We start from the raw sequence: 20,695 nt of genomic DNA, 5'->3' as shown, positions 1-20,695 counted from the left end.
GTGCGCCGGACCGGCCGCGGCTCAGGCTCCGGCGGCCAGGCGCAGTGTGATGACGCCCGCGATGATGGCGAGGAACGAAATCAGTTTCGGCACAGTGATTTTCTCCTTGTAGATCAGCGCTCCCAGCACGACCGTGCCGATCGCGCCGACCCCGGTCCAGACCGTGTAGCCGACCCCGACATCGAGCGTGCGCAACGCCAGGCTCAGGGTGAAGATCCCGGCCGCCGCGGCCAGCAGCGTGAACACCGACGGCCACAACCGGGTGAAGCCCTTCGTCGCATTGGTGCCCAGTGCGAACGCGATCTCGAATACGGCGGCGATCATCAGATATACCCAGGACATTTCGGTGCTCCTCGGAAAAGGGTGTGTACGAAGGATTTCGACGGTTCGGATGAGAGGTTCGGTGAATCAGGCGAATGCCGCGGACTGCTCGGGGGCCGGAACGCGGGCGTCGTCGGCGCGCTTGGCGAGGGTGTCCGCCAGTTTCAGCCCCAGTACCCCGCCGATGATCAGCACGAAGGCGGCGACCTTGGCCACGGTGATCTCCTCGTGGAACACCACGGACCCGAACACGACGGTCCCGACCGACCCGATACCGGTCCAGACGGTGTAGCCCACGCCGACGTCGAGTGATTTCAGCGCCAGGCTCAGGAAGAAGATCCCGCCCGCGGCGGCGGCCGCGGTCAGCAGCGACGGCCCCAGCACGGTGAATCCGTGTGTGGCATTGGTGGCGAGCGCGAAGACGATCTCGAAAACGGATGCGATCAGCAGATAGACCCATGCCATCGGAGACTCCTGACAAGTAGTTGCATGTATGTGCAAGTAAATCCGTACCTGCAGAAGCATGCATGTACAAGTAAACTGTTGTCAAGAGTCGAATCGGGTGACCGATCAGACATACCGAGAACCCCTGGGAGTCAACCGATGTCGTCGCCGGGCACCACCTCCGAAGCGGTCACCGACGTCCGCATGTGGAATCGCATGCTGACCCTGCACGCGCACGTGGAAACGCGCCTGGCCACGGCCCTGCAGCGGCGGCACGGTCTGGGCCTGTCCGAATACCGGGCGCTGGTCTTCCTCGACGAAGCGCCCGACAACGAACTGCGCATGCAGGATCTCGCGGCCAAGGTGGGACTGAATCAGAGCTCGGTGACCCGCTTGGTCTCGCGGCTGAACGTCGCCGACCTCACCTATCGAGACCTCTGCCCCGACGACAAGCGCGGCGTCTACACGGTCCTCACTCCGGCGGGACGCACGCGCTACCAGCAGGCGCGGGCCACCTACGACACCACGCTCACCGAGGCGCTGGCCGAAGCGGAGGCCGACGATCCGGCGCTGACGGCCATCCTCGCCGCCGGGCGGCTTGCCGGGTGAACGGCCTGTCCTCGCGGGCGAACAGGGTCGGCAGCGGCGACATGCCCGCCGATGGGATCAACGCCGCGCCGACACCCGAGGGCGCGATCGATCCCACGAGTTCCGCCGAACCCGCTGATGAACGAGGCGTCGAATCGCTTGGCGCTGAGGATCGGGGGCGCGGCGTGACTGTGGCGCGGCATGACTGTGGCGCGGCCGGAGACCCGGTCCGGCCGCGCCACAGGGGGTTTCGCGCCGTCGGTCAGGGCTGCCCGGAGAAGTAGGCGATGCCCGCGTCGATCAGCGGCTGGCCGCCCGCGGCGAGAAAGCCGATGCTCGCGCCGATGGCGATGCCGAGCAGGGGCGGCAGGACGAAGATCCAGAACGGAATCGTGATGACGCCGCCGATGGCCGCACCGATGAGCGCGCCGAAAGCGCCGCGCTGCACCTGCTCGTTCCAGCGGTCCTGTGTGGCGGACACCTCCCGCACCGCGGCCACGGCGGGACGGAGCGTCAGGGCGGTGCCGCCGCCCGAAATCGTCGGAGTCACCGCGATCTCACGCCCCGCGCCGCGGAAGGCCAGCGGCACGGCCGCGACGGTCGCTCCGTCCTCGTTCACGACCTCGACCCGCGCGGAACCCGGCGCGAAGCGGAAGGTTCCGGCTTCGAGGGTGGTGACCACGCCGTCACCATCCTCGGTGACCGCGGCGGAATAGGCCATGCCGCTGTCGATTCCGTGCACCGCCGAGGTGAACTCGGTGGCGGCCGCGTCGGGCGCGGCCTGCGCGGTCCCCACCGCCGCGCAGGTGACGCCGATCGCGATCGCCGATACCGTCGCGGTGCGTGCGGCGGTGCGAATCCTGTTGCGCGTCAACGCAGTCCTCCCATTCCGGCGCCGATCAAGCCGCCGGTGATCGCACCGGTCGCGCCCCAGGTGACGCAGGTGACCGGGGTCAGCAGGGCGGTGAGACCCAAAGTGACCGGGGCGGTGACGATCTGGATGGTGCTGCCGAGCGCGCATCCGATCAGCGCGCCGGTCACCACGCCCGCCACGGCCGAGGCGGCGACGCTGTCGGCACGGCTGGGAGCCACGCCCAGCGACCGAACGTACTGGGAGATATCCGATTCGGGGCGCGCGAACGTCGCGTTGACCTGGTCGATCTGCTCGGCGTTCAGGAAATCGGGTGCCGAGACCGACAGATCGCCGGCGCGCACGATCCGGGGCTCGGGCACGATCTCGGCGACCGGCGGCGTCGGCTCGGGAGCGTGCAGCGTCTCCGGCGTCAACGGCGTGACGTAGTCGCGGTTGGGCACCTGGCGGATCGGGGCGTAGTCCGACTCCGGGGCCACACCGCGTGCATCGTCCTGCGGCGGAACATAAGTCGCGGGCGGCGGCGTGCGCACGGCCGCCGGAGCGGGCGGCGTGGTGACGCCCGGCTGCGCGCCGCCCGGAGTGGCCGGAGTCGTGACTCCGGGCTGAGGTGCGATGAACTGCGGCGGTGCGATGAACTGCGGCGGTGCGATGAACTGCGGCGGCGCCGCCTGCGCGATCGCGGTGCCGGTGACCGCGGCGGTGAGTGGAATCGCGCCCAGCGCGGCATGCGCGGCGAAGCGCTGCATCGTTGTCTGTCTGCGGTGTCTCGCCATGCGAATCCCCCGGCCTCTCTTGCCTTCATGCCCGACCCGCGGACATGACCGCACGCGACAATTGCCGTGCGGTAACCCCCACCTCGGACGAACTTCGTCTGATTGCCCCACCCGGGCGCTCGCCCTCGGCGCGCGGATCCACCGCGCTCGGAAAGCGATTCACTGCGCAGTACATCCGCGTTCATATGGGCATGTCAAACGATGCGGCGGGGGTGAGCTGTGGATCACATCGCGGTTTTCGGGTAAAGAACGATGTCGGTGGCGACCGCTCGAATGTTTCGGTGTCCTGCGTCACAGAGGTTTGCGAATCGGATGCTGACCGCAGGCAATCCGGGTGTGGCCGAGGTGTTTCGGGAGTTGCCCCGCGCTAGTGCAGCGCGGCCAAAGCCATGGCGCGCAAGACCGGGCGGGCGCGGGTGGTGGTGGCCGCGGGCGCGCTGTGCGGGGTGGAGTTGATCAGACCGAAGGTGGCGTGCGCTTGGACCCGGGCGGCGGGTTCGGGCAGATCGGGATGCAGCTCACGCAGCACCCCGACCCAGAGTTCGACGTACTGCCGCTGGGTGCGGCGGACCTGGCGTCGGGCCGACTCGGGCAGGTTCTCGAGATCGCGGTCCTGGATGCGGATCAGTTCCGGCTCGCCCAGTGCGAAGTCGAGGTGGAAGTCGACGAGTTCGGTGAGCGCCGAGGCGGGGGAGGGGGCGGCGGCGATGACGGACCGGCCGCCGTCCAGCAGCCGCTGACTCACCTCGACCAGCAACTCCACCAGCAGCGCTTCCTTGTTGGGGAAGTGGCGGTAGACCGCGGGTCCGCTGATGCCGACCGCCGCGCCGAGATCGTCGAGTCGCACGCCCAGGAACCCCCGATCGGCGATCAGACGCGCGCCCGCGGTCAGCAGTTGCTGCCTGCGCTCGGCTTTGAGCTGCTCACGCCGGGTTTGGGGGACCGTTTCGGTGCTGTTCACCGGATTCTCCCTTCGCCGGTCCTGGACAACTCAGTTAGTGAAGATTATCTTAAATTCCAGTTATTGGTGATTAACCGAGCGCCGGATGGCGAGCGTTGAGAGGCGGAGCGAATGACGGTCACCGAGGATGTGCGCACCGGAAACCGGGCGGCCCACCTCGCGCTGGTCGAGGAGCTGCGCGGCCGATTGGCGGTCAACGCGCTGGGCGGGCCGGCCAAGGCCCGGGAACGGCACCTCGCGCGCGGCAAACTGCTGCCCAGGCAGCGGGTCGACCAGCTGCTCGATCCGGGCAGTCCCTTCCTCGAACTGTCGCCGCTGGCGGCCACGGGCATGTACGGGGACGAATGCCCGGGCGCGGGCGTCATCGGCGGCATCGGGCGGGTGTCGGGTCGTGAATGCGTGATCGTGGCGAACGACGCCACGGTCAAGGGCGGCACCTACTACCCGATGTCGGTGAAGAAGCATCTGCGCGCGCAGGAGGTGGCGCTGCAGAACAACCTGCCGTGCGTCTACCTGGTCGACTCCGGCGGCGCGTACCTGCCGCATCAGGACGAGGTCTTCCCCGACCGGGAGCACTTCGGCCGGATCTTCTTCAACCAGGCGAACATGAGCGCCAAGGGCATCGCGCAGATCTCGGCGGTCATGGGTTCGTGCACGGCGGGCGGCGCGTACGTCCCGGCCATGAGCGACGAGACCGTGATCGTGCGCAATCAGGGCACCATCTTCCTGGGCGGCCCGCCGCTGGTGAAGGCCGCCACCGGTGAGGTGGTCACGGCCGAGGAACTCGGCGGCGGCGACCTGCACTCGCGCACCTCCGGCGTCACCGACCATCTGGCACAGAGCGATCAGGACGCGTTGCGCATCGTGCGCAATATCATCGCCACGCTGGGGCCGAAGACGTCCACGCCGTGGGAGGTCCGGCCCACGGTCGATCCGATCGCGCCGCAGGACGAGCTCTACGACGTGGTCCCGGTCGATCTGCGCACGCCGTACGACGTCCGCGAGGTCATCACCCGGATGGTCGACGGCGGCGAATTCCAGGAATTCAAAGCCGAATACGGTCGCACCCTGGTCACCGGTTTCGCCCGCGTTCACGGCCATCCGGTCGGGATCGTGGCCAACAACGGCGTGCTCTTCGCCGAATCCGCCATGAAGGGTGCGCATTTCATCGAGCTGTGCGACAAACGCAGCATTCCGCTGCTCTTCCTGCAGAACATCACCGGCTTCATGGTCGGGCGCGACTACGAGGCCGGCGGCATCGCCAAGCACGGCGCGAAGATGGTCACCGCGGTGGCCTGCGCCCGGGTGCCCAAGCTGACCGTGGTGATCGGCGGCTCCTACGGCGCGGGCAACTACTCCATGTGCGGGCGCGCGTATTCCCCACGCTTCCTGTGGATGTGGCCCAATGCCCGCATCTCGGTGATGGGCGGTGAGCAGGCGGCCTCGGTGCTGGCCACCGTGCGCGGCGATCAGCTCGACGGAAACGGCAAGCCCTGGTCGCACGAGGACCAGGAGGCGTTCAAGGCCCCGATCCGCGACCAGTACGAGGCCCAGGGCAACCCCTACTACTCCACGGCGCGGCTCTGGGACGACGGCGTGATCGACCCGGCCGACACCAGAACTGTTGTCGGCCTCGCACTTTCGGCCTGCGCGCAGGCACCCCTCGAGCCCGTCTCCTACGGCGTCTTCCGGATGTGATGACCTTGATGAACAAAACTCAGCCGGTCGCCTTCGACACCGTGCTGATCGCGAACCGCGGCGAGATCGCGGTCCGCGTGATTCGCACGCTGCGCGCCATGGGAATTCGCTCCGTCGCGGTGTACAGCGACGCCGATGTCGATGCCCGCCACGTGCACGAGGCCGATCTCGCGGTGCGGCTCGGCCCGGCGCCGGCGCGCGAGTCCTACCTGGACATCGACAAGGTGGTGGACGCGGCCGTGCGTTCCGGCGCGCAGGCGGTGCACCCCGGATACGGCTTCCTGTCCGAGAATTCGGCCTTCGCCGCCGCTCTGGAGGACGCGGGCATCATCTTCCTGGGGCCGCCGACCCGCGCCATCGAGGTCATGGGCGACAAGATCGCGGCCAAGACCGCGGTCGCGGCCTACGGAGTGCCGGTGGTGCCGGGCATCGCCCGCCCGGGACTCACGGACGCCGAATTGATCGCCGCCGCAGTCGATATCGGCTACCCGGTGCTGGTGAAACCGTCCGCCGGTGGTGGCGGCAAGGGTATGCGCCGGGTGGAGGATCCGGCCCTGCTGCCGGACGCGCTCGTCAGCGCGCGCCGCGAGGCGGCCTCCGCGTTCGGCGACGACACCCTGTTCCTGGAGCGCTTCGTCAGCCGCCCACGGCACATCGAGGTGCAGATCCTCGCCGACGGCTTCGGTCAGGTGCTGCATCTGGGTGAGCGCGAATGCAGTCTGCAGCGCCGCCACCAGAAGGTGATCGAGGAAGCGCCGTCGCCGCTGCTGGACGCGAAGACCCGCGCCCGGATCGGCGCGGCGGCGTGCAGTACCGCGCGCAGCGTGGACTATGTCGGCGCGGGCACCGTGGAATTCATCGTCTCGGCCGATCAGCCCGACGAGTTCTTCTTCATGGAGATGAACACCCGTCTGCAGGTGGAACATCCGGTCACCGAACTGGTCACCGGCGTCGACCTGGTCGAATGCCAGGTGCGCATCGCCGCCGGGCAGAAGCTCGCGGTGAACCAGGAGGACATCCGGCTCACCGGCCACGCCATCGAGGCGCGCGTGTACGCCGAGGACCCGGGCCGGGATTTCCTGCCCACCGGCGGCACCGTGCTGGCCCTGCAAGAGCCGCAGGGCAACGGTATTCGCGTCGATTCGGGCCTGCGGGCGGGCACCGTGGTCGGCACCGACTACGACCCGATGCTCTCGAAGGTGATCACCCACGCTCCCGAGCGGGGCGCGGCCATCGCGAAACTCGATGCGGCACTGCGCGACACCCGAGTGCTCGGGGTGCGCACCAACACCGACTTCCTGCGCTTCCTGCTCGCCGACCAGGATGTGCGGGCGGGCCGCCTGGACACCGGTCTGCTGGACCGCCGGGCGGTGGATTTCGCTCCTGCCGTCGCGACCGACGCCCAATTCATCGCCGCCGCAACCGAACTGTGGCTGCGATCCTGGCCCGCCGCGGCAGCCGACCCGTGGGCCACCCCCAGCGGCTGGCGGGTCGGTGAGCATCTGCCCACCGTCTTCCGGCTCACGGCGGGGGAGCGGACCGCGCACGTTCACCTCTCCGGCACCCCCGAGCACGCCACGGCCCGAATCGGGGACGGCGACAAGCTCACGCTCACAGCGGTATCGGACGGCACGGCATCCGACGGCACGGCATCCGACGGAACAACACTGAGTCTCACGCTCGACGGCCTGCGCGCCCGCTACCGCACGGCTGTCGCTCCCGGGCAGGTCTGGGTCGCCGACGCCACCGGTGTCACCCAGTTCCGCGAGGTCGCCGAGGCCGATATCCGCAGCGCCGGTGAGCATGTCGGCGACGCCGACATCGTCAGCCCCATGCCGGGTTCGGTCATCGCGACCCCGATCGCGTCGGGTGACACCGTCGCCGCCGGTGCGGCGATCGTGGTGGTCGAGGCCATGAAGATGGAGCACGCCCTCACCGCCCCCATCGCCGGACGGGTGGAACTGCTGGTCACACCCGGCACCCAGGTGAAACTCGAACAGGTCCTGGCCCGCATCATCGCCGAACCCCCGGCACAGACAGACACCGAATCCGCTCCGCTCGGTGACATCGAATCCGCTCCGCTCGGCGACACCGAATCCGCTCCGCTCGGTGACATCGAATCCGCTCCGCTCGGGCACCCCCCGACCACCGACCACAACGGGAACAACTCATGACCGACTTCCTGTCCACCGGCACCCTTCCGGACGAGTACCGCGAACTCGCCCTCACCGTCCGCGATTTCGCGAACCAGGTGGTCGCGCCCGTCGCCGCCAAGCACGACGCCGAGCACTCCTTCCCGTACGAGGTCGTCGCGGGCATGGCCGATATGGGCCTGTTCGGTCTGCCGTTCCCGGAGGAGTTCGGCGGCATGGGCGGCGACTACTTCGCCCTGTGTCTCGCGCTCGAGGAACTCGGCAAGATCGATCAGAGCGTGGCCGTCACCCTCGAGGCCGGCGTCTCGCTCGGCGCGATGCCGATCTTCCGCTTCGGCGACGACAAGCAGAAGCAGGAGTGGCTGCCGCAGCTCACCAGCGGTCGCGCGCTCGCCGCCTTCGGCCTGACCGAACCCGGCGCGGGCAGTGACGCGGGCGGCACCCGCACCACGGCCGTGCGGGACGGGGACAGCTGGATCATCAACGGCAGCAAGCAGTTCATCACCAACTCCGGCACCGACATCACCCGGCTGGTCACCGTCACCGCCGTCACCGGCACGTCCGACGGCAAGAAGCAGATCTCGACCATCCTGGTGCCGACGGACACCCCCGGCTTCGTCGCCGGGCCCGCGTACAACAAGGTCGGCTGGAACGCCTCGGACACCCACCCGCTCAGTTTCACCGACGTCCGGGTGCCGACGGAGAACCTGCTCGGCGAATCCGGCCGCGGGTACGCCAACTTCCTGCGCATCCTGGACGAGGGCCGGATCGCCATCGCGGCGCTGTCGGTCGGTGCGGCGCAGGGTTGTGTGGACGAATGCGTGCGCTACGCCAAGGAGCGCGAGGCGTTCGGGCGCCCGATCGGCGCCAACCAGTCCATCGCTTTCAAGATCGCTCGCATGGAGGTGCGCGCGCACATGGCCCGCACCGCCTACTACGACGCGGCCGCGCTCATGCTGTCGGGCAAGCCGTTCAAGAAGGAGGCCTCCATCGCGAAACTCGTCGCCAGTGAGGCCGCGATGGACAATGCGCGGGACGCCACCCAGATTTTCGGCGGCTACGGCTTCATGAACGAATATGCTGTGGCGCGGCACTATCGCGACAGCAAGATCCTGGAAATCGGTGAGGGCACCACGGAGGTGCAGTTGATGCTGATCGGGCGGGAGCTCGGATTGTGAGTGCGGACGTCACGCCACGTCGAGTGGTCCAGCGCGGCCTGTGGTTCGAGGAATTCGAGACGGGGGTCCTGTACGAGCACCGGCCCGGGCGCACCATCACCGAGGCCGACAATGTGCTGTTCACGACGCTGACCATGAACACCCAGGCCATGCACCTGGATGCCGCGTTCGCGCAGACCCAGCCGCCGTTCCATCGGGTGCTGGTGAACTCCATGTTCACCCTCTCCACCCTGGTCGGGTTGTCGGTGGCGCAGCTGACCCAGGGGACCATCGTGGCCAATCTGGGTTTCTCCGACATCGCGTTCCCCAAGCCGATGTTCCACGGCGACACGCTCTACGCCGAGACCGTGGTGACCGACCTGCGGGAATCCAAGAGCCGCCCCGGGGAGGGCATCGTGACGTTCGCGCACACCGGCCGCAACCAGAACGGCGACGTGGTCGCCACCGCGGTCCGCAAGACCCTGGTCCGGCTGCGCCCCGCGCAACCCGACGCCGGGGAGCCCGCATGAGCTGGGAGATCCCGGGGCCGGGCTGGCTGTTCTGCCCCGCGGATCGCCCCGAGCGCTACGGCAAGGCGCTCGCCGCCGCCGATGTGGTGATCATCGACCTGGAGGACGGCGTCGCCGAGGCGGACAAGGCCGCGGCCCGCACCGCCCTCATCGAGACGCCGCTGGATCCCGAACGCACCGTGATCCGGGTGAACGCCGCGGGGACACTCGAGCACATGCTCGATCTCGACGCCCTGGTGCGCACCGAGTACCGGCGCATCATGCTGCCCAAATGCGAATCGGCGGAACAGATCACGCGTCTGGCCGAGTACGAGGTCATCGCGCTCGTCGAATCCCCGCTCGGCGCGCTCGCGGTCGGTCGGGCGGTCATGGTGCGCAACGCGATCGGCGTCATGTGGGGCGCGGAGGATCTGCTCGCGGCCCTCGGCGGCAATTCCAGCAGGCACGCGGACGGCGGCTACCGGGACGTGGCGCTGCACGTGCGATCCCAATCCCTGCTGGCCGCAAAGGCTTACGGCAAGTTCGCGCTGGATTCGGTGTTCCTGAACATTCCGGATCTCGACGGCCTGGCCGCCGAATCACAGGACGCGGTCGCGATCGGCTTCGACGCCAAGGTCGCCATTCATCCGAGTCAGGTGCCGGTCATCCGTCGCGCCTACGCGCCCCCGCGGGCGCAAGTCGAATGGGCGCAACGGCTGCTGGCCGAAGTGCCGAATCATCGAGGGGTGTTCACCTTCGAGAACCGGATGGTGGACATGCCCGTCATCCGTCAGGCCGAGCGAATCGTGCAGCGGGCGGACAACGCCGGCGCGGGCTTCGCGTCGTAGGGACGGTAGTGCGGTGGAGAGCAGCGCGGTGGAGGGCAGTTCGGTGAACGACGGCACGGTGAACGAGGGCGCTGCTGACGACAGCACGGCAAACAGCGGCGCTGCGAACGGCACTGCGGCGGACAGCGCTGCGAACGGCACTGCGGCGCAACCACAGTGGGTTCCGGCCGACGCGGATATCGCCGACGCCCGGGTCACCGATTTCGCGCGCTTCGTCGAGAAGCGGACCGGGGTGTCCGCGCCGGATTACCCGGCGCTGTGGCAGTGGTCGGTGGACGAGCTCCCCGAGTTCTGGGGCGCGCTGTGGGACTACTTCGATCTGGGCGAGCGATCCGAGACCGTGCTCGACGAGGTGCGCATGCCCGGCGCCCGATGGTTTCCCGGCACCCGCCTGAACTACGTGGATCGGATCGTCCGGCAGGCCCGCACCGATCGCCCCGCCGTGCTCGCGCTCGGCGAGGACGGCGAACTCACCGAGATCTCCTGGGCCACACTCGTCGCCACTACCGCCGCCTTCGCGAACACCCTGCGCGAACTGGGCGTCGGCCCCGGTGACCGGGTGGCCGGATACCTCCCGAACATCGCCGAGGCGGTGATCGCCTTCCTGGCCACCGCGAGCCTCGGCGCCGTCTGGAGCGCGTGTGGGCAGGACTACTCCGCGCAGGCCGCGCTCGATCGGCTCGGCCAGCTCGAGCCCACGGTCCTGGTCACCGCCGACGGGTACCGCTTCGGCGGCAAGGTCCACGACAAGAGCGCCGATATCGAGGCGCTGCGGGCCGGGCTGCCCTCGCTGGCGGGAACCGTGCTGATCTCCCGCATCGGGCGCACCCTGCCCGGCGTGATCTCCTGGGACGACCTGCGGATCGACCCGGAAGTGACCGAAATCGACACCGTGGCAGTCGATTTCGAGCACCCCCTGTGGGTGCTGTACTCCTCCGGTACCACCGGTAAGCCCAAGGGGATCGTGCACGGCCACGGCGGCGTGTTGCTCGAGCACCTCAAAGCCGTTGCCCTGCAATCGGATATCGGACCCGAGGACACCTTCTTCTGGTACACCAGCCCGAGCTGGATGATGTGGAACTTCCAGGTCGCCGGGCTGCTGGCCGGGGCCACCATCGTCTGCTACGACGGCAGTCCGGCCGCGCCGACGCCGGATGCGCTGTGGGCGCTGGCCGCCCGCACCCGCGCCACCGTGGTCGGCACCAGTCCCGGTTACGTGCTGGGCTGCATCAAGGCGGGGTCGGTCCCGCGCCGCGACCACGATCTGTCGGCGCTGCGGCTGGTCGGCATCACCGGCTCGTCGCTGCCACCGTCGTCGTCGATGTGGTTGCGCGACAATGTCGGTGAGCGGGTCCCCGTGGCCTCGATCAGCGGCGGCACCGATGTGGTCTCGGCGTTCATCGGCGGCGTGCGCACGGTCCCGGTGTGGCCGGGTGAACTGTCCGCGCCCTATCTCGGTGTGGCCCTGGACGCCTGGGACGAATCCGGGCAGCCGGTGCGCAACGAGGTGGGGGAGTTGGTCATCACCAAGCCCATGCCCTCCATGCCGGTGCGATTCTGGAACGACCCGGACGGATCCCGCTACCACGACGCCTATTTCGACATGTTCCCCGGCGTGTGGCGGCACGGTGACTGGATCACCCTCACCGACCACGAGAGCATCATCGTGCACGGCCGTTCCGATTCCACCCTCAATCGGCACGGCATTCGGATGGGCAGCGCCGATATCTATCAAGCGGTGGAAGGCATTCCGGAGATCGCCGAGGCGCTGGTGATCGGTTCGGAACAGCCGAACGGCGGCTATTGGATGCCGCTGTTCGTGGTGCTGACTCCCGGCGCGGAATTGACGGACGACCTGATACTGCGCATCAATTCCGTCATCCGCACCGAGGTGTCACCGCGTCACGTTCCCGACGAGATCATCGAGGCGCCGGGTATTCCGCACACGCGCACCGGTAAGAAACTCGAAGTCCCGATCAAGAAACTCTTCCAGGGCGCGGAGGTCGCCACCGTGGTGGCGCCCACCGCCGTGGACTTCCCCGAGTTGCTGGACTGGTACGCGGCCCGCAAGCCGCCGAAGGCCCGGTAGCTTTCAGTGAGTCCCCGGTAGCCGTCTGCGCCCCGTGCACACCTCGGACGCCAAATCCTCGTAGCCGACCGCCAATTCGGCCAGGTTCTCCCACACGATGGCGAGTTCGTGGCCGGAGGCGTGCGCCAGCGCGGCGTACGCGGTGGCGGTCAGCCGGGCCAATCGGTCGACGACCGCGCCCAGTGTTTCGGTGTGCACCCGGGCAGCACCGTGCGACGGCGGTAATTGCGTCGTCACCCAGCAATCGATGCGATGCACCAAATCCGTTCGAATGGTGTCGAGTTCGGCGAGCGCCTGCGGCGAGGCGGCAAGTCGGCGTTCGTGTAGCGCGGCCAGATCGTGAGCGGCGCACAACATCGGATGTTCTGGAAAACTGATCCCCCGGCACGCCTGCAGGACTTGATTCTTGGGTGGCAGCGTATCCCTCATCGCGTCTACTCCTCGACCGCGAAGTGCTAATTCCCGTGGACATTAATCAGCTCACATGACGGGAACGTGTCCATCGCCTCAACAGCCCGCTGCCGTTCTGCGCGCACCCCCGAATTCCTGTCTGTGAGGACGTCCGGGGATTGCGCGCGATCGCCGGGCTATTGCCGAATCTCAGTCCCGGAGCGCGGCGAAGAACGTCCGGATGTCGGCGGTGTGCGCCCGCGGCAGTTCCATTGCGACGAAGTGATTTCCGGTATTGCCCGCGGGCCGGTGCGCAATGACGTTGTCGCGCTCGGCCGATCGCTTCATGAGCGCCGCGCCGCCCGAATACACACCGACCGGTACGAGTTTCTGCCACTTGCCCATGAGCTCCCGTTCGGCGAGATCGGACTGCGGGACGGCGATGCGGAACGGGCAGATCTCGGTGCTTGTCATGCCCATCACGGTAGAAATTAACTAGGACCATTCTGGTCCTAGTTGGAGAGGAGAGTTATCGGTATGACCGATACCCCGGCGCGGCTGCTGCGCCTGCTGTCCCTGCTGCAGACTCCGCGTGAATGGCCCGGGAGCGAGCTGGCCGATCGGCTCGGCGTCTCGGACCGCACCGTCCGCCGCGATATCGACCGGCTGCGCGATCTGGGCTATCCGGTCGAAGCGACGCTCGGCGTGACCGGCGGCTATCGCCTGGTCGCCGGGGCCGCCATGCCGCCGCTGCTGGTGGACGACGAGGAGGCGGTGGCCATCGCGCTGGGCCTGCGCGCCGCCGCGGGCTCGGCCGTGGCGGGTATCGAGGAGGCCGCGGTGCGTGCCCTGACCAAAATCGAACAGGTCCTGCCCGCCAAGCTGCGCCGCCGGGTTCGAGTCCTGGGCGCCGCGACCGTCGCCCCCACTGCGGGCGGCGTCCCCGTCGACCCCGAGGTCCTGACCACTCTCGCCGCCGCCATCACCAATACCGAACGCGCCCGCTTCGCCTACCGCGCCGAATCCGGCGCCGAGACCCGCCGCAATGTCGAACCGATCGGCGTCGTACCCCACCGCCGCCGCTGGTACCTGGTCGCATTCGACATCGACCGAAACGACTGGCGAGTCTTCCGAATCGACCGCATCCTGCATCCCCAGCCCACCGGCGCCCGCTTCACCCCACGCACCCTCCCCGCCGCCGATCCCGCCGCCTACGTCATCGGCAACCGAAGCAACTGGGGCACACCGTCCCTGCGCTACGACATCACCATCCACGCTCCCGCCGAACGAGTCACCGGCAAGCTCGGTGAAAAGCCCGGCGAGACAGTCGCTCTGGACGAAGGCTCCTGCCGCCTGGGCATGACCGGGGAGGATTCACCCGCGTGGATCGCATATCGGTTGCTCGAGCTCGGCGTGGACTTCGAAGTCCACTCACCGCCGCAGTTGCTCGCCGAGCTCCGCGCGGTTCGCCTGCGCGTCGACCGAGCGCTCGGTCCCGACCGCTGACCGCCGGCGGTCACACCGCTCCTGTCAGCTCATCACGACCGTGGTCTCCGGGGTGAGGACGCCGTCGACCATGTGGTGGACCGAGTCCATGCGGTGCAGGTGGGCGCGGTCATGAGTGACCAGGAGGGTGGCGGCGCGGTGGTCGCGGACGATGTTCATGATCAGGGTGATGATGGCGGCCCCGCGTTCCTGGTCGAGGGCGCTGGTGGGCTCGTCGATGACCAGCAGGGACGGCTCGTTCATCAGAGCGCGGGCGATGTTCACGCGTTGCCGCTGGCCGCCGGAGAGTTGGGCGGGGCGCTTGTCCTCATGACCGGATAGTCCCACGGCGTCGAGTAGATCTCGTGCGCGCGTGCGGGTTTCGCGACGCCGGGCGGGGGAGACGAACCAGGTCTGACCGAGATGGACCATGGCTTCGAGTTGTTCGATGGCGGTGAGGGCGGGCACCAGGTTGGATTGCTGGAACACGATGCCGATCGATTCGCGACGCAGCGTCGCTGCCTCGCGTCGGCTCAATGTGGCCAGATCTGCTGTGCCACTGCTGGTGTCGAGCTCTATCCGGCCGGAATCGGGGCGCAGCAGGGTGGAGACGGCCGCCAGCAGGGTGGACTTGCCCGACCCGGACGGCCCGGTGATCGCGGCGATCTGGCCGCCCCGCACGCGCAGGTTCACCCGGTCCAGTGCCGTGATGCGGTCACTGCCGTCGGGGAAGGTGAGGGTCAGATCGGTGACCGTAAGGGTGGTGCTCATCGCGGAACTCCTGATGGTGCGACAGCGGAAAGAGTGGTGTGACAGCGGAAAGGATTGTCAGCGAGCCTGATTGAGTGCGATCAGTGGATCGGTGGTGGCCAGGAAGCGCAGTGCGAACGCCGCACCCAGCAGCCCGAGCAGGACCAGCGCCGCGGCGGGGAACAGGGTCGTGCTCACGCTGAGCACGAACGGCACCGCGTCACCGATGAACAGCCCGGCCAGCGCCGTCGCACCCACGCCCAGACCGACGCCGAGCAGCAGGACCACCAGCGCCTGGCTCAGTGCGTCGCGTACCAGCGAACCGGTCGTCGCGCCGAGCGCTTTCAGCGTCGCGATATCGGGTTGCCGCTGCACCGTCCACACCGTGAAGAACGCGCCGATCACCAGCGCCGAGATGGCGAAGAGCATGACCGTCATCAGCGTCAGCGAACCGTTCTCGGCCTGATAGGAACTCATGGCCGAGAGCGAATCCTTCGCCGAGGTGCTCGTGGTGTGCGCCGCGAAATTCACTGTGGCGGTGTCACTCACGCCCGATACCGCGAGAATCGTGGCCGCTCCCGAGCGCGGATTCAGCGCCTGCCAGTCGGTGAGCGTCATCCAGACCACGGGCGTGTGCGCGTACCAGTCGTCCTCGGTGACACCCTGCACGGTGAAGTTGCCCGCGCCGAGCGCGACGGTATCGCCGGGTTTCGCCTTCAGGTCCTCTGCCGCGGCGCTGCTCAGCACGACCTTGCCCAGCTCGGTTGCTGTTCGATTGCCGAATGGTGTGCCGCTGACCCCGAACAGCGCGACCTGGGCGGGGGAGGAGCCGTTCAGCGTGGCCCGCGCACGACTGATGCCGATCGGATCGACGGTCCCGCCCGCCCGCTGCCAGGCCTGCACCTGCTCCTCGCTCAGCGAGGACGCGTCGAACGACGGGGACGACCCGGAGTCGGAGAACACCACCGAATCGGCCTTCATCGATTCGAGCGCCGAGATGTTCTGGTGTGCGAGCCCGGCGGTCAGCCCGCTCAGGAAACTGACCAGCAGGGCCACCAGCGTGACTACCAGGGAGATGAGGAGGAAGCGGCCGCGGGCGGCTCGCAGATCCCGGAGTGCGACGAACATGACTCCACTGTGTCGCCGAACCGCGCCGAATCCATCGCGCCGCGGTACGAATCCCGCACCAGCGGATGGTGGTGGCGCGTTTCCTCCTTTCGATGGATGCCGCGGCGGTTGCCCGGCATAAGCTGGTCGACGTGCATCGATCCGCCCTGACCCCTGTCTTCTCCGGCCTGCAGTGGGGTCTGCATGTGCTGGTGGTGGCGCTCACCTCGGTGGTCGTGGTGCGGGCCATCGTGTCCGACGCGTATCCGGTCGTGGTGGTGGTGCTGGCGGGGATCTTCCTCGGCGTCTATTTCGCGGGCGGCCGCTTCCGCCGCGATCTGACCGCGGCGCGGGTCTGGCTGGGCCTGCTGACGCTGCTGTGGCTCGGCCTGGTGTTCTTCGGCCCGTACGCGGTGTACCTGGTTTTCGGCCTTTTCTTTCTGTATCTGCATCTGCTGCCGCGCTATTGGGGCCTGCTGGCCGTGATCGTCACGACCCTGGTCTCGGTCTTCGGGTACGCGGCGCACGGCGGTTGGTCGGTCGGCGGCGTGATCGGTCCGCTGTTGGGCGCGCTGGTCGCCGTCGCGATCGGCCTCGGGTACGAGGCGCTGTTCCGCGAGGCCGGGGAACGTCAGCGGCTCATCGACGAATTGCTCGCCACCAGAACGACTCTCGCGGAGCGGGAGCGCACCGCCGGCAAGCTGTCCGAACGTGAGCGCCTCGCCCAGGAGATCCACGACACGGTTGCCCAGGGCCTCAGCAGCATTCAACTGCTGCTGCACGCGGTGGAGCGCGCCGCCCCGGATCATCCTGCGCTGGAGAAGATTCGGCTGGCCCGCGAGACCGCCGCCGACAGCCTCCTGGAAACCCGCCATCTGATCGCCGAACTCACCCCGGCGGCCCTGGAGGGGCAGTCCCTGACCGAGGCGCTGACTCGCATCACACAGCGGGTCGCGACCCCGGGCCTGGACGCGGAGATGCTGGTGGAGGGCGAGCCCCAGCGCCTGCCCATGCCGGTCGAAGCCGCCCTGGTCCGCATCACGCAGAGCGCCGTCTCGAACGTGGTCCGTCACGCCCGGGCTCACCGCATGCGGGTCACCCTCACCTACGCCGATGACGCCGTTCACCTGGACGTGGTGGACGATGGCATAGGCATCGATCCCGAGGTGCTGGCCCACAACCCCTCCGGCAGTTTCGGTCTCACCGCCATGCGCAGCCGCGTCCAGCATCAGGGCGGCACCATGGACGTGGAATCCGAACCCGGGCACACCGCGGTCGCCGTCTCGTTCCCCCTGGAGGAGCAATGATCCGCATCCTGCTCGCCGACGATCACGCCATCGTCCGGGCCGGTCTGCGCGCGCTGCTGGATTCCGGTGTGGCCGAAAGCGATTCCGGTGAGGCCGTCGAGGTCATCGGCGAGGCCGCGACCGCCGAGGAAGCGATCGCGTTCTGCGCCACCACCGCGGTGGATCTGGTCCTGATGGACCTGCGCTTCGGCCCCGGCAAGTCCGGAGCCGACGCCACCGCCGCCCTGCGCGAACTCCCCGCTCCGCCCAATGTTCTGGTGGTCACCAACTACGACACCGACGCGGACATTCTCGGCGCGATCGAGGCGGGAGCGAGCGGCTACATCCTCAAGGACACCCCGCCCGCGGAACTGCTGGCCGCGGTCCGCTCGGCCGCCGCCGGTGAATCGGTGCTGTCACCCTCGGTCGCCTCCCGTCTGATGACCCGCGTGCGCAAGCCGGACACCACGCTCAGTCCCCGGGAGATCGAGGTCCTGCACCTGGTGGCCGACGGGCACTCCAACCGGGAGATCGGCAAGCGCCTGTTCCTGAGCGAGACCACCGTCAAATCCCACCTCGTGCACATCTATTCGAAGCTGGGCGTCAAATCCCGCACCTCCGCCGTCGCCCGGGCCCGGGAGCGCGGCGCGATCTGAGCCGCCGGGGTGTCGAGCGGGGACCCGTGACGGTTCGGACCTTACGGTTGGTTCATGGCCTCACTCTCCGATCCTCAGGTTCGCGAATTCCTGTCCGAGGGAACCCGCACGGGCAAACTCGCCTTCGTCGCATCGGACGGGCGACCGGTGGTGACCCCGGTGTGGTTCCTCGTCGAGGACGATGTGCTCGTCTTCAACACCGGGAAGACCACCGCCAAGGGCAAGGCGATCGCCCGCGACCCGCGGTTGAGCCTGTGCGTGGACCTGGAGGCCCTGCCGTACGCCTCGGTACAGGTGCAGGGCATCGCCGAGGTGTCCGAGGATCCCGAGGATTTGTTGCGCACCGCCACCGCGCTCGGCGGGCGCTACATGGGCGCGGATCGCGCCGAGGAGTTCGGCAAGCGCAACGGCGTGCCCGGTGAACTCGTGGTCCGGCTGCGCCCGACCAAGGTCATCGCGCACTTCGACGCCACCGCCTAGGTCACCCGCACCGCCCCGATCACCCGCGCCCGGCGAAACCCCGGGCGCGTTCTTCTCGCCGAGTTACGGAACCGCAGGTTTCGTAAGTGTGTTACTTTCGGAACCATGAGTTCCGAATCTCCCGGCGCGCGCCCCGGGCGGCCGATGTCGGCCGAGACCGACGAGGCGGTCCGGGTGGCGACGCTCGCGCTGTTGGCCGAGGCCGGGTACTCGGGCCTGCGCATGCGGGACGTGGCCGAGCGAGCGGGAGTCGGCAAGGCCGCGCTGTATCGGCGCTGGCCCTCCAAAGCCGCACTGGCGCTGCATCATCTGATCGGCGACCTGCGCCCTCGCGAGTACATCGACACCGGCACCCTGCACGGCGATCTGCACCGGGTGGCAACGGATTTCGTCACCCGCATGGCACATCCGCGAGTGCGCGCGGTCGTGCCGGAGATGATGGGCGACCTGCTGCACGACCCCTCGCTGCAGACGGTGTTCGAACAGGTCTGCCTGCTCCCCGAACGCGAACTCATCCGGGCCGTCGCCGCGCGCGCGGTGGACCGTGGCGAACTCGACCGGATTCCCGATTTGCGCTGGGCGCATGCGCAATTCGCGGGACCCGTTTTCCTCTGGCTGCATCTGCTCGGCGGTGACGACGAGCGGGAGCTGATCGATCGAGTGGCGGATTCGGTTGCCGCCGCGTGGCTCTACACCGGGCCGTCCCGGGAGAAGGACAGGTCATGAATACGTGGTTGTGGGTCGGGCAGATCGTGCTCGCGGTGTCGTTCGTGCTCGGCGGCATCATGAAGCTGGCACTGGACAAGGACGCACTGCGCGGCGGCATGCCGTGGGTGGACGATCTGTCGGCCTCGGCGGTGCGGGGGATCGGTGCGGTCGAGCTGGCCGGCGGGGCCGGAGTGGTGCTGCCGTGGGCGACCGGTATCGCGACCGTGCTGACGCCGATCGCGGCGGTCGGTCTGGCGCTGGTGATGGTCGGCGGATTCCGCACCCATCTGCGCCGCGACGAGTACGCCCGCTCGCTCTCGAACGTCGTGTTCTTCGTGGTGGCGGTCCTGGTGGCGGTCGGGCGATTCGCCTGACCGGGTGTGCGAGACTCGCCGGATGACTGTGCACTTCATCGGGGCCGGCCCGGGCGCGGCGGATCTGCTGACCGTGCGGGCCGTCGAGCTGCTGCGGAAGTCGCCGGTGTGCCTGTACGCGGGCACCTATCTCGATCCCGAGGTGCTCGGGTACTGCGCCCCCGAGGCGGAGCTCCTCGACACCCAGGGTCTGGATCTGGACGAGATCGTCGAGCACTGCGCCCGGGCGCACGCGCGGGGCGCGGATGTCGCCCGGCTCTGCTCGGGTGATCCGTCCATATATTCAGCCCTCACCGAACAGAAGCGGCGGCTGGACGCCCGGGGCATCCCGTGGGACGTCACGCCGGGAGTGCCCGCGTACGCGGCGGCCGCGGCCCTGCTGGGCGCGGAGCTCACGGTTCCCGAGTTGACCCAGTCGGTCGTCCTGACGCGGACTCGGGCCCGCTCGACCGCGATGCCCGAATCGGAGTCCCTCGCGAACTTCGCCCGCACTCGCGCCACCCTGATCCTGCATCTGGCCATCACCCGGGTCCGGACCCTGGCGGCGGAGTTGAGCCTCGAATACGGCGCGGACTGCCCGGTGGCGGTCGTGTATCGCGCCAGCCAACCCGAACAACAGGTCCTGCGCGGCACTCTCGCCGATATCGCGGACCGCGTGGAGGCCGCCGGACTGCGCCAGGCCGCGGTGATTCTGGTCGGTCGCGCACTGGCCGATTCGCTCGATTGCGCGCAATCGCACCTGTACGACCCGGCCCGCGATAGGTCGCATCTCACACGCTGAAACGGCTTCGCACCCGGCGAACCACGCCGAGAAGCGGTGATAGTCGGGGGCTATGGTCCTTCTTCGTCCGGGGTTGCTGCCTGCCGGTAGATTGGTTCGGGTGTTGAGCAGCAAGTCGCGAGAATGGCCCTGATGCGGCCGAGGGGTGTGGCCGCGCCCATGTAACGACACCGGCCGGCTGGACGCTTAGCCTAGAGAACTTTTTTGCCTGATTGTGATGTGAGTGAGCCCCGAGCGTCGGACGCCACGCCAGACCGGCGTGG

At 68.4% G+C, this 20,695-nt stretch carries 23 protein-coding genes; 14 read left to right on the top strand and 9 right to left on the bottom strand.

What is annotated here, in order from left to right:
- Window positions 1-21 precede the first annotated feature (21 nt).
- Window positions 22-342: a DMT family transporter gene (locus NJ1_RS28445; protein ID WP_067699924.1), complete on the bottom strand. Its 321-nt coding sequence runs from the start codon at window positions 340-342 to the stop codon at window positions 22-24.
- A 66-nt stretch (window positions 343-408) separates the two neighbouring features.
- Window positions 409-786: a DMT family transporter gene (locus NJ1_RS28440; RefSeq protein WP_067699922.1), complete on the bottom strand. Its 378-nt coding sequence runs from the start codon at window positions 784-786 to the stop codon at window positions 409-411.
- 138 nt (window positions 787-924) lie between these two features.
- Between NJ1_RS28440 and NJ1_RS28435 the strand changes: the two genes are divergently transcribed.
- Window positions 925-1,374 carry a MarR family winged helix-turn-helix transcriptional regulator gene (locus tag NJ1_RS28435; RefSeq protein WP_067699915.1) on the top strand — a complete coding sequence of 150 codons (450 nt, stop codon included), beginning with the start codon at window positions 925-927 and terminating at the stop codon, window positions 1,372-1,374.
- 241 nt (window positions 1,375-1,615) lie between these two features.
- Here NJ1_RS28435 and NJ1_RS28430 read toward each other — a convergent pair whose 3' ends face one another.
- The 3 genes from NJ1_RS28430 to NJ1_RS28420 form a co-directional block, all read right to left on the bottom strand.
- The gene (locus tag NJ1_RS28430; RefSeq protein WP_084478947.1) at window positions 1,616-2,227 is read right to left on the bottom strand and encodes a DUF8020 domain-containing protein; all 612 of its coding nucleotides are present in this window, start codon (window positions 2,225-2,227) and stop codon (window positions 1,616-1,618) included.
- Entirely contained in the window at window positions 2,224-2,973 is a 750-nt protein-coding gene (locus NJ1_RS28425) for a hypothetical protein (RefSeq protein ID WP_067699912.1), read from the bottom strand. The genes NJ1_RS28430 and NJ1_RS28425 overlap by 4 nt, the downstream gene beginning before the upstream one ends.
- 394 nt (window positions 2,974-3,367) lie before the next feature.
- Window positions 3,368-3,961 (bottom strand): SACE_7040 family transcriptional regulator, encoded by a 594-nt coding sequence (locus tag NJ1_RS28420; protein WP_067699909.1) that lies wholly within the window; start codon window positions 3,959-3,961, stop codon window positions 3,368-3,370.
- 111 nt (window positions 3,962-4,072) lie between these two features.
- Between NJ1_RS28420 and NJ1_RS28415 the strand changes: the two genes are divergently transcribed.
- The 6 genes from NJ1_RS28415 (at window position 4,073) to NJ1_RS28390 (ending at window position 12,415) form a co-directional block, all read left to right on the top strand.
- Entirely contained in the window at window positions 4,073-5,659 is a 1,587-nt protein-coding gene (locus NJ1_RS28415; protein ID WP_067699906.1) for a carboxyl transferase domain-containing protein, read from the top strand.
- Between the two features lie 8 nt (window positions 5,660-5,667).
- A complete protein-coding gene (locus NJ1_RS28410) occupies window positions 5,668-7,833 on the top strand; it encodes an acetyl/propionyl/methylcrotonyl-CoA carboxylase subunit alpha (RefSeq protein ID WP_157574290.1) in 2,166 nt (721 codons plus the stop codon).
- Entirely contained in the window at window positions 7,830-8,990 is a 1,161-nt protein-coding gene (locus NJ1_RS28405) for an acyl-CoA dehydrogenase family protein (protein WP_067699903.1), read from the top strand. The genes NJ1_RS28410 and NJ1_RS28405 overlap by 4 nt, the downstream gene beginning before the upstream one ends.
- Complete coding sequence (locus NJ1_RS28400; protein WP_067699900.1) at window positions 8,987-9,499, top strand: MaoC family dehydratase; 513 nt, start codon at window positions 8,987-8,989, stop codon at window positions 9,497-9,499. The genes NJ1_RS28405 and NJ1_RS28400 overlap by 4 nt, the downstream gene beginning before the upstream one ends.
- Complete coding sequence (locus NJ1_RS28395) at window positions 9,496-10,326, top strand: HpcH/HpaI aldolase/citrate lyase family protein (protein WP_067699897.1); 831 nt, start codon at window positions 9,496-9,498, stop codon at window positions 10,324-10,326. Before NJ1_RS28400 ends, NJ1_RS28395 begins: the two co-directional genes overlap by 4 nt.
- Before the next feature lie 178 nt (window positions 10,327-10,504).
- Window positions 10,505-12,415, top strand: coding sequence for an acetoacetate--CoA ligase (locus NJ1_RS28390; protein ID WP_067700099.1), 1,911 nt, complete (start codon window positions 10,505-10,507; stop codon window positions 12,413-12,415).
- A 3-nt stretch (window positions 12,416-12,418) separates the two neighbouring features.
- Here NJ1_RS28390 and NJ1_RS28385 read toward each other — a convergent pair whose 3' ends face one another.
- Together NJ1_RS28385 and NJ1_RS28380 are read right to left on the bottom strand one after the other, a co-directional pair.
- Window positions 12,419-12,844 (bottom strand): DUF4254 domain-containing protein, encoded by a 426-nt coding sequence (locus tag NJ1_RS28385; protein WP_067699894.1) that lies wholly within the window; start codon window positions 12,842-12,844, stop codon window positions 12,419-12,421.
- 171 nt (window positions 12,845-13,015) lie between these two features.
- A complete protein-coding gene (locus tag NJ1_RS28380; protein ID WP_157574286.1) occupies window positions 13,016-13,279 on the bottom strand; it encodes a hypothetical protein in 264 nt (87 codons plus the stop codon).
- A gap of 63 nt (window positions 13,280-13,342) precedes the next feature.
- On the opposite strand from NJ1_RS28380, the gene NJ1_RS28375 reads away from it, so the two are divergent.
- Complete coding sequence (locus NJ1_RS28375) at window positions 13,343-14,311, top strand: helix-turn-helix transcriptional regulator (protein WP_067699888.1); 969 nt, start codon at window positions 13,343-13,345, stop codon at window positions 14,309-14,311.
- Window positions 14,312-14,335: 24 nt separating this feature from the next.
- Here the strand turns inward: NJ1_RS28375 and NJ1_RS28370 are convergent, their stop codons facing one another.
- Entirely contained in the window at window positions 14,336-15,061 is a 726-nt protein-coding gene (locus NJ1_RS28370) for an ABC transporter ATP-binding protein (RefSeq protein ID WP_067699885.1), read from the bottom strand.
- 57 nt (window positions 15,062-15,118) lie between these two features.
- Window positions 15,119-16,168, bottom strand: a complete 1,050-nt coding sequence (locus NJ1_RS28365; RefSeq protein ID WP_067699883.1) for an ABC transporter permease — start codon at window positions 16,166-16,168, stop codon at window positions 15,119-15,121.
- A gap of 131 nt (window positions 16,169-16,299) precedes the next feature.
- Here NJ1_RS28365 and NJ1_RS28360 point away from each other — a divergent pair, with 131 nt between their 5' ends.
- From NJ1_RS28360 to cobM, 6 genes are all read left to right on the top strand, one after another.
- Window positions 16,300-17,454, top strand: a complete 1,155-nt coding sequence (locus NJ1_RS28360; protein ID WP_174557132.1) for a sensor histidine kinase — start codon at window positions 16,300-16,302, stop codon at window positions 17,452-17,454.
- Entirely contained in the window at window positions 17,451-18,089 is a 639-nt protein-coding gene (locus tag NJ1_RS28355; RefSeq protein ID WP_067699881.1) for a LuxR C-terminal-related transcriptional regulator, read from the top strand. Before NJ1_RS28360 ends, NJ1_RS28355 begins: the two co-directional genes overlap by 4 nt.
- A gap of 54 nt (window positions 18,090-18,143) precedes the next feature.
- A complete protein-coding gene (locus NJ1_RS28350; RefSeq protein WP_067699879.1) occupies window positions 18,144-18,569 on the top strand; it encodes a PPOX class F420-dependent oxidoreductase in 426 nt (141 codons plus the stop codon).
- A gap of 105 nt (window positions 18,570-18,674) precedes the next feature.
- On the top strand, window positions 18,675-19,295 hold the full coding sequence (locus NJ1_RS28345; RefSeq protein WP_084478945.1) for a TetR/AcrR family transcriptional regulator: 621 nt from the start codon (window positions 18,675-18,677) through the stop codon (window positions 19,293-19,295).
- Complete coding sequence (locus NJ1_RS28340) at window positions 19,292-19,651, top strand: DoxX family protein (RefSeq protein ID WP_067699876.1); 360 nt, start codon at window positions 19,292-19,294, stop codon at window positions 19,649-19,651. The genes NJ1_RS28345 and NJ1_RS28340 overlap by 4 nt, the downstream gene beginning before the upstream one ends.
- A gap of 22 nt (window positions 19,652-19,673) precedes the next feature.
- The gene (gene cobM, locus NJ1_RS28335) at window positions 19,674-20,432 is read left to right on the top strand and encodes a precorrin-4 C(11)-methyltransferase (RefSeq protein ID WP_067699875.1); all 759 of its coding nucleotides are present in this window, start codon (window positions 19,674-19,676) and stop codon (window positions 20,430-20,432) included.
- Window positions 20,433-20,695: the final 263 nt, after the last annotated feature.

Source organism: Nocardia jejuensis NBRC 103114 (assembly GCF_001613145.1).
GTDB classification, from domain to species: Bacteria; Actinomycetota; Actinomycetes; order Mycobacteriales; family Mycobacteriaceae; genus Nocardia; species Nocardia jejuensis.
This window is presented reverse-complemented; position numbering and strand designations above follow the sequence as displayed.

What these genes read in the sequence shown, in the direction of transcription:
- NJ1_RS28445 (WP_067699924.1), bottom strand. Translation starts at nt 342, where the DNA reads ATGTCCTGGGTATATCTGATGATCGCCGCCGTATTCGAGATCGCGTTC.
- NJ1_RS28440 (WP_067699922.1), bottom strand. Translation starts at nt 786, where the DNA reads ATGGCATGGGTCTATCTGCTGATCGCATCCGTTTTCGAGATCGTCTTC.
- NJ1_RS28435 (WP_067699915.1), top strand. Translation starts at nt 925, where the DNA reads ATGTCGTCGCCGGGCACCACCTCCGAAGCGGTCACCGACGTCCGCATG.
- NJ1_RS28425 (WP_067699912.1), bottom strand. Translation starts at nt 2,973, where the DNA reads ATGCAGCGCTTCGCCGCGCATGCCGCGCTGGGCGCGATTCCACTCACC.
- NJ1_RS28415 (WP_067699906.1), top strand. Translation starts at nt 4,073, where the DNA reads ATGACGGTCACCGAGGATGTGCGCACCGGAAACCGGGCGGCCCACCTC.
- NJ1_RS28410 (WP_157574290.1), top strand. Translation starts at nt 5,668, where the DNA reads ATGAACAAAACTCAGCCGGTCGCCTTCGACACCGTGCTGATCGCGAAC.
- NJ1_RS28405 (WP_067699903.1), top strand. Translation starts at nt 7,830, where the DNA reads ATGACCGACTTCCTGTCCACCGGCACCCTTCCGGACGAGTACCGCGAA.
- NJ1_RS28395 (WP_067699897.1), top strand. Translation starts at nt 9,496, where the DNA reads ATGAGCTGGGAGATCCCGGGGCCGGGCTGGCTGTTCTGCCCCGCGGAT.
- NJ1_RS28385 (WP_067699894.1), bottom strand. Translation starts at nt 12,844, where the DNA reads ATGAGGGATACGCTGCCACCCAAGAATCAAGTCCTGCAGGCGTGCCGG.
- NJ1_RS28380 (WP_157574286.1), bottom strand. Translation starts at nt 13,279, where the DNA reads ATGACAAGCACCGAGATCTGCCCGTTCCGCATCGCCGTCCCGCAGTCC.
- NJ1_RS28375 (WP_067699888.1), top strand. Translation starts at nt 13,343, where the DNA reads ATGACCGATACCCCGGCGCGGCTGCTGCGCCTGCTGTCCCTGCTGCAG.
- NJ1_RS28370 (WP_067699885.1), bottom strand. Translation starts at nt 15,061, where the DNA reads ATGAGCACCACCCTTACGGTCACCGATCTGACCCTCACCTTCCCCGAC.
- NJ1_RS28365 (WP_067699883.1), bottom strand. Translation starts at nt 16,168, where the DNA reads ATGTTCGTCGCACTCCGGGATCTGCGAGCCGCCCGCGGCCGCTTCCTC.
- NJ1_RS28355 (WP_067699881.1), top strand. Translation starts at nt 17,451, where the DNA reads ATGATCCGCATCCTGCTCGCCGACGATCACGCCATCGTCCGGGCCGGT.
- NJ1_RS28350 (WP_067699879.1), top strand. Translation starts at nt 18,144, where the DNA reads ATGGCCTCACTCTCCGATCCTCAGGTTCGCGAATTCCTGTCCGAGGGA.
- NJ1_RS28345 (WP_084478945.1), top strand. Translation starts at nt 18,675, where the DNA reads ATGAGTTCCGAATCTCCCGGCGCGCGCCCCGGGCGGCCGATGTCGGCC.
- NJ1_RS28340 (WP_067699876.1), top strand. Translation starts at nt 19,292, where the DNA reads ATGAATACGTGGTTGTGGGTCGGGCAGATCGTGCTCGCGGTGTCGTTC.
- cobM (WP_067699875.1), top strand. Translation starts at nt 19,674, where the DNA reads ATGACTGTGCACTTCATCGGGGCCGGCCCGGGCGCGGCGGATCTGCTG.